Here is a 13498-nt window from a genome sequence, read left to right as displayed (position 1 = left end):
CGGGTCAGGCCTGGCGCAGGCTGAGCGCCAGGCGGTGGGCGTAGATGCGCTGCAGCCGGTGGAACAGGTGCAGCGCGTCGGGATCACGGGCGAGTGCGGCGCGCACTTCGGCGGCGCTGCGGTCGAGTTCGTCGTCCAGGCCGGGGGTGGTGGCGCTGGTGACGCCGCCGGTGGCCTCGACTTCGCGCAGGGCGCCCTGGTATTCGCGGGCCATCGCGTCGGCGGCCTGCAGCAGCGGCGCACCGGCGTCGGCCGCCGCGCCTGTGGCGACCACGTTGGTGGGGCCGGCCGCGGACGGGTCGGGGGCGACGCGCACCGGCAGCAGCTGCCAGCCGGCGGCCACTGCCAGCACGACGGCGGCGGCGCTGGCGTAGGCGGCATTGCGCCGGCGCAGGTGGCGGCGCCGGTCGCCGCGCTGTGCGGCGGGCGGCGCGGGCGCAGGCGCGGGCGCAGGCGCGGGCGCGGGGCCGGGTTCCACGGGCGCGTCCCGGGGTGCCAGGCGGCCGGCGATCGCCGGCCACGGGTCGTGCTCCGGCGCGATGTCTTCGCGCAGTGCGCGCAGGCGCGCGACCAGGTCGGCAGGCAACGCGTGGCGGGTGTTCATGTCATGTCTCCGAGTCGTGCGCGCAGCAGGCCGCGCGCCCGGTGCAGCTGGGCCTTGGAACTTCCGGTCGCCATGTCCAGCGCGGTGCCGATCTCGCCGTGGGTCCAGCCTTCGATGTCGTGCAGGACCAGCACGGCGCGCGCGCGCGGCGGCAGCGTGGCGACGGCGCGGGCGAGGTCCATCGCCATGGCCGGCCCATGGCTCGGGGAGCCGGGCGAGGGCAGGGCGTCGAGCAGCTCGTCATCGTCACCATCCAGCGCCGGGCGCGCGCGGCGCGCGCGCAGGTCCATCAGCGCGGTGTTCACCGCCAGGCGGTGCAGCCAGGTGCCGAAGGCCGCCTCGCCGCGCCACTGCGGCAGCGCCTGCCAGGCGCGGAGGAACGCCTCCTGCACCAGGTCTTCGGCGCGAGCGCGCTGCCAACCGGCCAGGCGCAGCACCACGCCGTGGACGCGCGCCGCATGGCGGCGATACAGCGCCTCGAACGCGTCCACGTCACCGCCGGCAGCTGCCAGCGCCAGGGCGTGGTCGCTGTCCCCGGCGTCGAAGGCGGCCGGGGTGTGCAGGCTGTCGGTCATGGCGGCGTCGAGCATACCCAGTCGGATGCAGCGTCGCGGCAAAGGGTTTAAGCCTTGCCGCCGCGGCGGCGTAAAATGGGCGGCTGAGCCCGCAGTCCAAGAGCCCGCCGTGACCGAGATCCGCCAGGAAGACTTCATCCAGAGCGTCGCCGACGCCCTGCAGTACATCAGCTACTACCACCCGGTGGACTACATCCGCAGCCTGGCGGCGGCGTACGAGCGCGAGGAGTCGCCGGCGGCCAAGGACGCCATGGCGCAGATCCTGATCAACTCGCGCATGTGCGCCGAAGGACACCGCCCGATCTGCCAGGACACCGGCATCGTCACCGTGTTCCTCGAGATCGGCATGGACGTGCGCTGGCCCGACGCCACCATGGGCGTCGAAGACATGGCCAATGAAGGCGTGCGCCGCGCCTATCGCCTGCCCGAGAACACGCTGCGCGCCTCGGTGCTGGCCGATCCGGCCGGCGCCCGCCGCAACACCGGTGACAACACGCCGGCGATCGTCAACTTCAAGGTGGTCCCGGGCGGCAAGGTCGACGTGATCGTGGCCGCCAAGGGCGGTGGTTCGGAGGCGAAGTCGAAGTTCGCCATGCTCAATCCATCGGATTCAATCGTCGACTGGGTGCTGAAGACGGTGCCGACCATGGGCGCCGGCTGGTGCCCGCCGGGCATGCTCGGCATCGGCATTGGCGGCACCGCCGAGAAGGCGATGCTGTTGGCCAAGGAGGCGCTGATGGAGCCGATCGACATCGTCGACCTCAAGGCCCGCGGCCCGTCCAACCGCCTGGAAGAGATGCGCCTGGAGATCTTCGACGGCGTCAACGCCTTGGGCATCGGCGCCCAGGGCCTGGGCGGCCTGACCACCGTGCTCGACATCAAGATCAAGGACTACCCGACCCACGCGGCCAATCTGCCGGTGGCGATGATCCCCAACTGCGCCGCCACGCGCCACGCGCACTTCACCCTCGACGGCAGCGGCCCGGTGATGCTGGATCCGCCCTCGCTGGAGGACTGGCCGCAGATCACGTATGACGCGTCCAAGGGCCGCCGGGTCGACCTGGACACCGTGACCCGCGAGGACGTGGCGACCTGGCAGCCGGGCGAGACCCTGCTGCTCAACGGCCGCCTGCTGACCGGCCGCGACGCCGCGCACAAGCGGATGGTCGGGATGCTCGACCGCGGCGAGGCGCTCCCGGTCGACCTGGCGGGCCGCTTCATCTATTACGTCGGTCCGGTGGATCCGGTCGCCGGCGAAGTGGTCGGCCCGGCGGGCCCGACGACCGCCACGCGCATGGACAAGTTCACCGACCAGATCCTGTCGCAGACCGGGCTGCTGGGCATGGTCGGCAAGGCCGAGCGCGGCCCGGCGGCGATCGAGGCGATCAGGAAATACGGTTCGGCCTACCTGATGGCGGTCGGCGGCTCGGCGTACCTGGTGTCGAAAGCGATCAAGGCGGCCAGGGTGGTCGCGTTCGAGGACCTGGGGATGGAGGCGATCTACGAGTTCACGGTGCAGGACATGCCGGTGACGGTGGCAGTGGACTCCACCGGCGTTTCTGTGCACGAGACCGGGCCGCGGGAATGGCAGTCCCGGATCGGGAAGATCCCGCTGACGGTGGTCGAAACGGCTTGAGGCAGCGGAGAGGGGTGAGGTACTCCGCAAACAGGTCGGCGAAGCCGCCCTTGAATGCCTGCTGCGTAGCCCGCCATCGCAGCGGCCCCAGCCTCAAAGCTGCGACCGGATCGGCCGGATGACCTTCTCGGCGAATTTCTCGCGCAATGGCCGGTTCTCCCACATTTCGTAGGAATACTGCTTCGCGTCCTCCATGTCCTTTTCGAACACTTCGGTCATCCGGGCGGCGAACGCGCGGTCGTAGACGTTGAGGCTGGCCTCGTCGTTGAGGCGGAACGAGCGGATGTCGAAGTTGGTCGAGCCCAGCGACACCAGTTCGCCGTCCACGATCAGCAGCTTCACGTGCAGCATTGTCGGCTGGTATTCGTGGATCTCGATGCCGGCCTTCAGCAGGTCGCCCCAGCCTGCCTTCGACGACAGGCGCACCGCTTCGGAATCGATGTGCTCGCCCGGCAGCAGCACGCGCACGCGGACTCCGCGCTTGCGCGCCGCGATCAGCGCCTTGTCGATCAGTTCGTCGGGCACGAAATAGGACGCGGTGAGGTCGATCGTATGCTCGGACGCGGCGATCGCGCTCAGGTACATGAGGTGCATGCTCTCGCTGCCGCCGGCGGGCGATGCGATGAACAGATGCGCCGGCATGTCGCCCGCGGGCTCCAGCTCGGGGAAATAGGCGGGGCCGTTGAGCAGGGTGCCGGTGGTCTTGATCCAGTTGTCGTTGAAGGCGGATTGCATCTGTGCCACCGCCGGGCCATCGATGCGGAAATGCGCCTCGCGCCAATGGTCCGGATCCTGCGCGTGGCCGGTCCACTGGTCGGCGATGCCCACGCCCCCGGTGAAGCCCACCTTGCCGTCGATCACCAGCAGCTTGCGGTGGGTGCGGTTGTTCATGCGCCCCAGGTTGTACCAGTGCAGCGGACGGTAGCGCTCCACCTCCACGCCGTCCTTCTTCATCTCCTCCAGCATCCCGTCGTCCATCTTGATGCTGCCGACCCAGTCCACGAGCAAGTGCACCGCAACGCCCGCGCGCGCGCGTTCGCCCAGCGCGTCGGCGAAGCGCTGGCCGATGTCGCCTGACCAGTAGATATACGTCTCGAAGGTGATGGTTTCCTGCGCCGACGCGATCGCCTCCAGCATCGCCGGGAAGATCTCGTCACCGTTCTCGTAGTCGGTCACCAGGTTGCCGGGCAGGATCGCCGGGCCCAGCAGCACCGACATTTCACGCCGGAACTGCGGGTCGGCGATCGCGTGCCGATGCGCGATCTTGCGCTCGATCTTCTTTTCGGGGGTGGCAAAGTTCATCGCCAGCACCACGGCCAGCACCGTGATGGCGACCGTCAGGACAAGGGTCCAGGTCATGTGTCGTCGACTCCAGTTTCTGAGGCTCATCGGCGTCCTCGGCGTGCATGCGCCGGTGCCGCCACTCTGCGGCCCGCGCATTCAGCGAGGCGTGAAGCCGACACGCCGCGGGTGGACGTGCCCGGAAGCGACATGCTCAGAACCAGTCCAGTACCGAGATCCCGAAACCGGCGTACGTGGCCTTGTGGTCGTAGTCCAGCATGCTCTCGCCGTAGCCGCTGAACAGCTGCAGGTGTCCGTGCAGGTGGCTGCTGATCGGGAAGCCCCAGTCGAACTGCAGCGCGCCGTGCGACCGGTCGCCGCTGCGCAGCGAGTGCCGGGCCATGAGCGCGAAGGTCTGGTCGCCGCGGGTGTGCACCAGGGTGACGTCGCCGCGGCCCATGTAGTCCTCCATGCCGGGGTTGTCGTCGTCGCTGCCGTCGGAAATGCGGATCCAGGGGCGGAAGGTGACCGCCCAGTCCTCGCGGTCCAGGCCGACGTTGAACATGATGCGGTTCCAGCTGCGCGAGAAGGGATCGCTGCGGCCGTTGGACTGGTGGTTGATGCCGACCGCGGCCATGCGCCCCTTCCAGCCGCCGATGCTGTAGTTGTTGCGGAACACCAGCAGCACTTCCGGCTCGTAGTTGGTTTCGCGGAAGGGGCGGGAGTTGTCGCTGTTGTAGACCTGCCAGCGCGAGCTCTGGGTATAGCCCATCCAGATGTCGCCGTTGTCGCCGAACAGGTTCTCGACCGCCTTGGTCTTGAAGCTGATCTGGAACTTGGTCTCGATGCTGTCGATGCCGTCCATCTGCAGCTCCTGGCCGTCGGCCGAGGAGGTCGGGCTGGTATTGGGCTTGCTGCTCCAGAACGCGGGCAGCAGGTACACCGGCTTGTAGGCGCGCATGTTGAAGGTGCCGAGCTTGGAGTCGCGCGCCAGCTCCCAGCGGCTGTCCAGCAGCGAGCCGCGGCCGGCGTTGGCCAGGGCGCGGCGGGGGTCGTCGTCATGGGGGAACAGGTCGCTGCTGGTGTCGCCATCGCGGCGCGCCTCGCGGACTTCGCTGCGCGCCTGCGCGGCGGCGGCGTCGGCCTGCTCCGGCCCCGGCAGCTTCCGCTCGGCGACCTGGTCGTAGCAGGCCAGGCGTTCGGCGGCGATCTCCATTGCCACGCAGGCCTGGAGGCCGGGCACCGGCGCGGGGTCGGCGACCTGGGCGGCGACGGTGAACGGGAGCGTGCAGAGCAGGGGCAGCAGGGCCGTCGGGCGTCGTTCCATGGCGTCGGGGCTTCGCGATCAGGGTGGGGCGCAGTCTAGCGCGGGGTCCGGCCGGGGCTCAGAAAATCCACGCCAGCACGAACAGCCCGATCATCGTGACTGCCAGCGCCAGCTTGAGCACGGTGCCGAAGACGATGCCAAGCCAGGTGCCGACGCCCACGCGCGTGGCCTGTGCCACGCCGCGTCCGTGCAGCAGCTCGCCGGCAAGCGCGCCGACGAACGGCCCCGCGAACAGTCCGATCGGGCCGAAGAAGATGCCCACGAAGGTGCCGACCACGGCGCCGGCGACCGCCTTGCCGCTCGCGCCCACGCGGCGCGCCCCGAGCGCGGTGGCCCAGAAGTCCACCGCCAGCGAGAACAGCGTCAGGATCCCCAGCACCACCAGCATCGGGATGCCGATGTGTTCGAAGCCGCCCGCCCAGGCGCCCAGCACCATGCCGGCGAAGACCAGCGGCAGGCCGGGGATGGCGGGAAGGATGGTGCCCGCGATGCCCACCAGCACCAGCACGGCGGCGATCGCGTAATAGAGGATCTGGAGGTCCATCGCGTCAGTCTGCCGCAGAAAGACGGCCCGCAGGGCGGGCCGTAAAGGGAGAGAGTCCTGGTGCCTTGCTCAGCGGACGTGCGCGCGACCGTTGGCGACGCTGACATACGAGCCTTCGCGGATGCCGCCCAGGTCGTTCTGGGTGACCACCGTCATGCGGCCGTTGTCCAGGCGCACGTGGACGTCGTAGACCGACTGCCCCTGCACGCGGTTCTGGATGGCGTTGCCGGCAACGGCGCCGCCGACCGCACCGGCCACGGTGGCGGTGTTGGCGCGACCGTCGCTGTCGGTATTGCGTTCGGCGATCTCGCGCGCGGCCACCGCGCCCACGATGCCGCCGAGGACGGCGCCGGTGGCATTGGGGGTATTCGATGCGCGGGCGCGGTGATCGATCCGGGTGACCACGCCGCAGGTGTCGCAGACCCTGGACGTGTTCCCGTAGCCGCTGCCGTAGCCGCCGCTGGAATAGCCGGGACTGGTGCTTGCGCAGCCCACCAGGGTGGCTGCGGCGATCATCGCGCTTGCGCTGACGAGACGGATCTTCATTGCGGACTCCTGCACGGCACGGGGAGGGATGCCTTGGCGCCGACGTTAGGTGGCCGGGCGTGAACAGCCAATCAACCGCGCCGCTGCCGGCGCGCTGCGCCCGGTCCCGTGCAGGAGTCGTTCATCCGCGGAAGGCGCGCGTCGCCTCCCTTCCGCGGATTTCCGGGGTCAGCCCCGGAAGTCGGTGTGGCAGGAGCGGCAGTCGCCGCCGATTTCCTCGAGCGTGTTCTTCAGTCCCGCGCAGTTGAGCGGCGGCGAGGCCAGGGCCTTGTCGAGCGTGGCGCGGAAGCTGCCCGTGTGCGCGGCGAAGCGCGTGTTGTCGCGCAGGTCTGGGAAGGCCGGGTCGATGTCGTTGCCCAGGGTGCGCAGCGCCTGCAGGTGCGGCAGCACGTCGGTGGCCGCGCAGCGGTTGGCTTCGAGCCTCTGCCGCAACTGCGCGCTGTGCGCCGACATCAGCTGCATTGCCGCGTGCGGGTAGTGGTCCTGCCAGTCCTTGCGCGCGTCAAGGGTGCGCAGGAGCATCACGATCGCGACCACGCCGATCACCAGGCCCAGCAGGAACACGAACAGATAGCGGCCGGCGGCGGAAGGCGCTTTGCGCGGCGGGCGCGGCGCGGACGGGTTGCTCGGCGTGGCCTGCGGTTGCGGCGTCGACATGGGGTCACTCCAGGTGGGCGGCGAAAAGAGGATTGTATGCGGCGGGCTCGCTAAAATGCCGCCATGGACACGACCTGGACCGAACGCTTCTCCGGCATCGACCGCCTGTACGGACGCGGCGCGATCGAACGCTTCGCCGCCTGCCACGTCGCGGTGGTGGGGCTGGGCGGCGTGGGCTCGTGGGTGGCCGAAGCGCTGGCGCGCAGCGCGGTCGGCACGCTCACCCTGGTCGATGCCGACGACCTCTGCGTGTCCAACACCAACCGCCAGCTGCCGGCGCTCGAGGGCCAGTACGGCCGCGCCAAGGTTGAGGCCATGGCCGAGCGCTGCCGCGCGATCAACCCGGCGATGGTGGTTCACGCGGTGCCCAGTTTCCTGACCCCGTCGAACCTGGACCAGCTGCTGGACCGCGGCTACGACCTGGTGGTCGACGCCTGTGACAGCTTCCGCAGCAAGGTCGAGATGATCGCCTGGTGCCGGCGCCGCAAGCTGCCGCTGGTGGCCGTGGGCTCTGCCGGAGGGCGCGTGGATCCGACGCTGGTGCGGGTGCGCGACCTGTCGAAGACCGAACACGACGCGATGCTGGCGCTGGTGCGCAAGAAGCTGCGCGCCGAGTTCAACTTCCCCAAGGGTCCCAAGCGATACTTCAGCGTGCCGGCTGTGTACTCGCTGGAAAACGTGCGCTACCCGCAGGCTGACGGCAGCGTCTGCGGCCTGCGGCCACAGGTTGGCGGCGAGGACGGCTTCAAGCTCGACTGCGGCGGCGGGCTGGGTGCCGCCACGCACATCACCGGCGCGTTCGCGTTCGCGGCCGCTGGCAAGGCGCTGGAAATGCTGCTGGCGCGCGGACCGTTGCGTGAAGCAGCGCCGGCCGGGGCGGACGTGGCCGGTACCAGCCCCGGGTGATCTTCCAGCAGGGCCCGTGTGGGAGTGGCCGTGGCCGCGATTCGGGGTCCACCAGTGCCGGACAACACCCTCCGCTCAGCGGTCTCCGGCTCCCAGCCCGAACAACCGCCGCGCATTCGCCGTAGTCGCCGCCGCCACCTCCGCCGCCGCCACGCCGCGCAGCTGCGCGATCGTCTCGCAGACCACCGTCAGCCGAGCCGGTTCGTTGCGCTGGCCGCGGATAGAGGAATCCGGCTGGTCCGGCGCGTCGGTCTCCAGCAGCAGATGCTCCAGCGGCATGGTCGCGGCGAGCTTGCGCAGGCGGTTGGCGCGCTCGTAGGTCACCGGTCCGCCCAGGCCCAGCATGAAGTCCAGTTCCCACAGCTTCTCGGCTTGCTGCCTGCTGCCGGAAAAGCTGTGCACCACGCCGCGCAGGCCGCCGATGCGGCGGATCGCGGCGGTGACCTGGTCCACCGCGCGCCGGGCGTGGACGATCACCGGCAGGTCGGCATCGCGCGCGATGCGCAGTTGGCCCTCGAAGAAATCCGCCTGCGCCCCGGGATCGAGGCCTTCGATGTAGAAGTCCAGGCCGCATTCGCCCACCGCCACCGGACGCTCGCGCTCGATCCATTCGCGCAGCAGCGGTAGATGGGCTTCGCGATGATGTTCCAGGAAGGTCGGGTGCAGGCCATAGGCGGCGTGCAGGCCGGGGTCCGCCGCCGCGGCCTCGCGCAGGGCCGGCCATTCGTCGGCGTGCGTGGCCGGCAGCACCTGCATGCTCACGCCCGCCGCACGGGCCCGGGCGACGACCTCGCCGCGGTCGCGATCGAACTCGCCGGCATCCAGGTGGCAATGCGAATCGACCAGCATCGCGCTCAGCCGCGGCGGGCTTCGCCGTCGATCACCCGGCCCTGCGGCGGCCCGCCCTTGCGCTTGCGGCGCGAGATCAACAGCACGCCCATGCCCATCAGCAGTTCGTCGATGAAGGGCAGGGGGTCGGGTACGAACAGGTTGAGCACGAACAGCGCCGCGGCCACCATGAACAACCTGGGGTAGCTCAGGCGCCCGAGCCAGCGCAGCAATGGGGCGACAAGGAAGGGATTGGGCACGGTCATCGGCCTCGGTGGACACGTGAACGGCACGCTAGCACGCAGCGGAGTGGGGACAGGTTCACGCCCCATGCAGTCCCAAGCCATCGGCTCCGCACAGGTTCAGGCTGCGAATGTTCGAATCCCGTTACGCCAGATCCACTCCATGGCCATACCCCGACAACCGGCGCTTTCGCCCCCGAGGAGCCCGATATGAAAAACAACACGCTTGCCATCGCCCTTGCCTCGCTGCTGGTCGGCGGCGTCGCCGTCGCCGCATTCCAGGGCAACCGCGACGATGCGCCGCGCGCCGACATCGCACCGGCTTCGGGCCTGGTGGATTCAGATGGTGACGGCGCCCTGGGCTTCAACGACGACGCGGCGATCCCGGTCGACGGCCGGCTCGAATACGCGCGCGTGCTCGCCATCGAGCCGGTGACCGAGCGCGAGGCGCAGTACGCCACCGTGATCGGCTCCGAAGCCATCCGTGAAACCACCACCAGCAGCAGCCCGCGCGAGGTCTGCAATGACGTGGTGGTGCAGGAGCGCCTGCCTGAGCGCGACGGCAACGTTGGCGGCACCGTGGCCGGCGCGGTCATCGGCGGCCTGGTGGGCAACCAGGTCGGCAGCGGCAACGGCCGCAAGCTGGCCACGGTCGCCGGTGCGGTGGGCGGCGGGTTCGCCGGCCGCGCGGTCGACCGCCGCCACGTCGGCGGCCAGGTGGTCGAGCGCGTCGACCGCCAGTGCCGCACGGTGCAGGACAGCTCGCAGTCCTCGCGCGTGGTCGCCTACACGGTGACCTACCGCAACCCGGACGGCACCACCGGCACCATGCGCACCGACAGCAAGCCCGGCAACCGCATCGCCCTGGGTGATACCGACGTGACCGTCGGCTACGACGTCACCTACAGCTATGACGGCGTCGAGCGCAGCATCCGCATGGACGAGCGCCCCGGCGACCGCCTGCCGGTGATCGATGGCCAGGTGGTGACCCAGGTCGCCGCCCTGGACAGTGGCACCGACCGCGGCTGATCCGCCCGCGCCAGTGATGAAACGATGGCCGCACCCCCTCCCGGGTTGCGGCCATCCTGTTTCTGGCCCATGGGACTTTGTGGGAGCGGCCATGGCCGCGAATGGTTTTGCCGCAGCCCGATCGCGGCTATAGCCGCTCCCACAGGGGCAGAGCGAATGGTCTTGCCGGAGCCCGATGCGGCTATAGCCCGCTCCCACAGAAGCAGGCAGGGGAGCCCATCGAGGCAAGGGAGCCGCTCCCACAGGGGAGGTGCGGCGATGGTGGCCCAAAGGGTGTCCGGGCGCCGCTACAATGCGGGGTTTCCCGCTGACGGTTGCGCTTGCATGGCCCTGAATCCGTACGACCTTTACGACGTCCGCTCCCTGCTCAGCGAAGAGGAGCAAGCGGTGCAGGACACCGTGGCCCGGTTCACCGATGAGCGCGTGCTGCCGATCATCGGCGAGTGTTTCGACGAAGGCCGTTTCCCGAAGGAGCTGATCCCGGAGATCGCGGGCCTCGGCCTGCTGGGCGCGACGCTTCCGGCCGAATACGGCGGTTCGGAGCTCAACTACGTCAGCTACGGCCTGATCTGCCAGGAGCTCGAGCGCGGCGATTCCGGCCTGCGCAGCTTCGCCAGCGTGCAGTCCTCGCTGTGCATGTATCCGATCTTCGCCTACGGCACCGAAGAGCAGAAGAAGCGCTGGCTGCCGGACATGGCCGCGGGCAAGGTCATCGGCTGCTTCGGCCTGACCGAGGCGCACGGCGGTTCAGACCCCGCCAACATGAAGACCCATGCGAAGCGCGACGGCGACGACTGGATCCTCAACGGCTCCAAGATGTGGATCACCAACGGCAACCTCGCCGACATCGCGATCGTCTGGGCGCAGACCGACGACGGCATCCAGGGCTTCGTGGTCGAGAAGGACTTCGCCGGCTTCAAGGCGCAGGAGGTCAAGCACAAGATGAGCCTGCGCGCCTCGGTCACCAGCGCGCTGTTCTTCGACGGCGTGCGCGTGCCCGAAGCCAACCGGCTGCCGAACGTGAAGGGCCTCAAGGGTCCGCTGGGCTGCCTGACCCAGGCCCGCTACGGCATCACCTGGGGGCCGATCGGCGCGGCCATCGCCTGCCTGGACGAAGCGCTCAACTACAGCAAGGAACGCATCCTGTTCGGCCGCCCGGTGGCGGCGACCCAGAGCGCGCAGCTGAAGATGGCCGACTGGGCCCGTCGCATCACCTCCGCGCAGCTGCTGAGCCTGCAGCTCGGCCGCCTGAAGGACGCCGGCAAGATGCAGCCGACCCAGGTGAGCGTGGCGAAGTGGAACAACTGCCGCATGGCGATCGACATCGCCCGCGAAGCACGCGACCTGCTGGGCGGCGCCGGCATCACCACCGAGCACAGCCCGATCCGCCATGCGCTCAACCTGGAATCGGTGATCACCTACGAAGGCACGGAAACCGTGCACCAGCTGGTGGTGGGCCGCGAGCTGACGGGCATCAACGCCTTCGGCGGCTGAGTCGCCATCCGGGGCGCCGTACCCTCGGCGCCACATCGGTCCAAGCGCCACAGGTAGATCCGCCATGTCCCAGGCCGATATCCGACTCGAAACCGAACGACTCGTGCTGCGCGTGCCGCGGATCGAAGACTTCGACCGTTTCGCCGAGCTGATCGGCGACGAGCAGGCCGCGCGCCACATCGGCGGCCATGCCCCGCGCGCCGCGGCCTGGCGCAGGTTTCTGCAGCAGCCCGGCGCGTGGGTGCTGCAGGGCTTCGGCATGTTCTCGATCATCGACCGGGACAGCGGCCTCTGGCTGGGCCAGGCCGGGCCGTGGAAACCCGAGGGCTGGCCGGGCAACGAGATCGGCTATTCCTTCCATCCCGATGCCTGGGGCAGGGGCTACGCCACCGAAGCCGCGACCGCCGCGATCGACTGGGCGCTCGCGAACCTGGGCTGGGACGATTTCATCCACTGCATCGCGCCGGAGAACCTGGCGTCGCAGCAGGTGGCCAAGCGCCTCGGGTCGGCCCTGAAGGGTCCCGGGCGGCTGCCTGCACCCTACGAGGACGCGCCGGTCGAGATCTGGGGCCAGACGCGCGAGCAGTGGCAGGCACGCCGGCGGGAGCAGCAGGCGTCGTGTTGATTCATCGCGGGACCCTGGTGGCCTGCCTGGTCGCGCTGGCCGTCGCGCTGTGCGCTGCGCCAGCGCAGGGCGCCACGCAGCCCGGCGTCGCGCCGGACCCGGGTTGGATCGAGCTGCAGCCGGTTCGCGGTGACGCCGGCACCGCAGCGGTCGCCGACGATGTCCGCTTCCTGCTGGTCGATGACCAGGTCAACCTGCTGGGCGCCGAGCCGGTCTGGCACAGGCGACTGGTGGAGCGCGTCATCAGCGAGCGTGCGCTTGCGGACGCGGCGCGCCTGTCGATCGACTTCCAGCCGCTGTACCAGCGCGTGGAGATCCACGCGGTCGAGCTGCTGCGCGCCGGCGGGCGCATCGACCGCCGGCCGCGCGCCGACATCCAGGTGCTGCGCCGCGAGTCGGACATGGAGTCCGGGATCCTCGACGGCCGCCTGACGGTCCAGGTCACGGTGCCGGACGTGCGCGTGGGCGACCGCATCGACTACCGCTTCAGCGTCACCGGCGCCAACCCGATCTTCGGCAGCGAATACCACGACACTTACGCGGCCGGCTACGGCATCGCCCTGGCCGAGCGCCGCGTGCTTTTCCTGCACCGTCCCGATGTCACCCTGCGGCACCGCGTCGACGGGCCCGGATACAGCGTCGTGCAGGGCGGTGGCGGCGGCTACCGCAGCCTGGAATTCCGGGCCTCCGACCTGCCGCGCATCGTCGAGGACGACGATACGCCGGCGTGGCACGACGGCTTCGGACGCCTGCGCGTGTCCACCCTGGAGGACTGGCCCGCGGTCGCCGCCTGGGCGAAGCCGCTGTATCCGGCGCGGCTGCGGGACCGCGCGCTGGCGGCGGAGCTGGTCGCGAAGCTGCAGCTGGACGCGGCCGATCCGGTGGGCTCGATGGAGCGCGCGATCGCCTTCGTGCAGGGCGAGGTGCGCTACACCGCGATCGACATGGGCAGCCATTCCCACGCGCCCAGCCCGCCCGAAACCACGCTCGAGCGCCGCTTCGGCGACTGCAAGGACAAGTCGTCGCTGCTGGTGTCGCTGCTGGCCGAAGCCGGCATCGAAGCCGAGCCCGTGCTGGTCAACACCCATGCGCGCAGCGCGGTCGCCCAGCGCCTGCCCAGCCCGCTGGCCTTCGACCATGTCGTGGTGGGGGTGGGCAACAAAGCCAGCAACACCTGGATCGACGCCACACACAGACACTAGAA

Annotated in this window: 15 protein-coding genes; 6 read left to right on the top strand and 9 right to left on the bottom strand. The window is 69.9% G+C overall.

The features are described from left to right. Positions 1–4: 4 nt before the first annotated feature. The gene (locus tag WCE39_RS00145; RefSeq protein WP_343274688.1) at positions 5–604 is read right to left on the bottom strand and encodes a hypothetical protein; all 600 of its coding nucleotides are present in this window, start codon (positions 602–604) and stop codon (positions 5–7) included. Beyond that, positions 601–1179, bottom strand: a complete 579-nt coding sequence (locus tag WCE39_RS00140) for an RNA polymerase sigma factor (protein WP_343274687.1) — start codon at positions 1177–1179, stop codon at positions 601–603. The genes WCE39_RS00145 and WCE39_RS00140 overlap by 4 nt, the downstream gene beginning before the upstream one ends. 109 nt (positions 1180–1288) lie before the next feature. On the opposite strand from WCE39_RS00140, the gene WCE39_RS00135 reads away from it, so the two are divergent. Continuing rightward, positions 1289–2815, top strand: a complete 1527-nt coding sequence (locus WCE39_RS00135) for a fumarate hydratase (protein ID WP_343274686.1) — start codon at positions 1289–1291, stop codon at positions 2813–2815. Between the two features lie 93 nt (positions 2816–2908). On the opposite strand, the gene WCE39_RS00130 is transcribed toward WCE39_RS00135, so the two are convergent. The 5 genes from WCE39_RS00130 to WCE39_RS00110 all read right to left on the bottom strand — a co-directional run bounded on the left by WCE39_RS00130 (position 2909) and on the right by WCE39_RS00110 (position 7170). After that, positions 2909–4174, bottom strand: a complete 1266-nt coding sequence (locus tag WCE39_RS00130) for a phospholipase D-like domain-containing protein (RefSeq protein ID WP_343274685.1) — start codon at positions 4172–4174, stop codon at positions 2909–2911. Between the two features lie 136 nt (positions 4175–4310). After that, positions 4311–5423: a phospholipase A gene (locus tag WCE39_RS00125; protein WP_343274684.1), complete on the bottom strand. Its 1113-nt coding sequence runs from the start codon at positions 5421–5423 to the stop codon at positions 4311–4313. A gap of 58 nt (positions 5424–5481) precedes the next feature. Next, on the bottom strand, positions 5482–5967 hold the full coding sequence (locus WCE39_RS00120) for a DUF456 domain-containing protein (RefSeq protein WP_343274683.1): 486 nt from the start codon (positions 5965–5967) through the stop codon (positions 5482–5484). Between the two features lie 69 nt (positions 5968–6036). Then, positions 6037–6513 carry a peptidoglycan-associated outer membrane lipoprotein precursor gene (locus tag WCE39_RS00115; protein WP_343274682.1) on the bottom strand — a complete coding sequence of 159 codons (477 nt, stop codon included), beginning with the start codon at positions 6511–6513 and terminating at the stop codon, positions 6037–6039. Positions 6514–6681: 168 nt separating this feature from the next. Further along, positions 6682–7170: a hypothetical protein gene (locus tag WCE39_RS00110; RefSeq protein ID WP_343274681.1), complete on the bottom strand. Its 489-nt coding sequence runs from the start codon at positions 7168–7170 to the stop codon at positions 6682–6684. 63 nt (positions 7171–7233) lie between these two features. Here WCE39_RS00110 and WCE39_RS00105 point away from each other — a divergent pair, with 63 nt between their 5' ends. After that, a complete protein-coding gene (locus tag WCE39_RS00105) occupies positions 7234–8076 on the top strand; it encodes a tRNA threonylcarbamoyladenosine dehydratase (RefSeq protein ID WP_343274680.1) in 843 nt (280 codons plus the stop codon). A gap of 75 nt (positions 8077–8151) precedes the next feature. Here the strand turns inward: WCE39_RS00105 and WCE39_RS00100 are convergent, their stop codons facing one another. Both WCE39_RS00100 and WCE39_RS00095 read right to left on the bottom strand, forming a co-directional pair. Beyond that, positions 8152–8925, bottom strand: a complete 774-nt coding sequence (locus WCE39_RS00100; RefSeq protein WP_343274679.1) for a TatD family hydrolase — start codon at positions 8923–8925, stop codon at positions 8152–8154. A 5-nt stretch (positions 8926–8930) separates the two neighbouring features. After that, a complete protein-coding gene (locus WCE39_RS00095; protein ID WP_343274678.1) occupies positions 8931–9170 on the bottom strand; it encodes a DUF6116 family protein in 240 nt (79 codons plus the stop codon). Between the two features lie 186 nt (positions 9171–9356). On the opposite strand from WCE39_RS00095, the gene WCE39_RS00090 reads away from it, so the two are divergent. From WCE39_RS00090 to WCE39_RS00075, 4 genes are all read left to right on the top strand, one after another. Continuing rightward, positions 9357–10175, top strand: coding sequence for a glycine zipper 2TM domain-containing protein (locus WCE39_RS00090; protein ID WP_343274677.1), 819 nt, complete (start codon positions 9357–9359; stop codon positions 10173–10175). Between the two features lie 324 nt (positions 10176–10499). Next, positions 10500–11669 (top strand): acyl-CoA dehydrogenase family protein, encoded by a 1170-nt coding sequence (locus WCE39_RS00085; protein ID WP_343274676.1) that lies wholly within the window; start codon positions 10500–10502, stop codon positions 11667–11669. A gap of 64 nt (positions 11670–11733) precedes the next feature. Beyond that, positions 11734–12294, top strand: a complete 561-nt coding sequence (locus WCE39_RS00080; protein ID WP_343274675.1) for a GNAT family N-acetyltransferase — start codon at positions 11734–11736, stop codon at positions 12292–12294. After that, positions 12288–13496 (top strand): DUF3857 domain-containing transglutaminase family protein, encoded by a 1209-nt coding sequence (locus WCE39_RS00075; protein ID WP_343274674.1) that lies wholly within the window; start codon positions 12288–12290, stop codon positions 13494–13496. The genes WCE39_RS00080 and WCE39_RS00075 overlap by 7 nt, the downstream gene beginning before the upstream one ends. Positions 13497–13498: the final 2 nt, after the last annotated feature.

The sequence above is a fragment of the Luteimonas yanweni genome (assembly GCF_039548475.1).
Lineage (GTDB): Bacteria > Pseudomonadota > Gammaproteobacteria > Xanthomonadales > Xanthomonadaceae > Luteimonas.
This window is presented reverse-complemented; position numbering and strand designations above follow the sequence as displayed.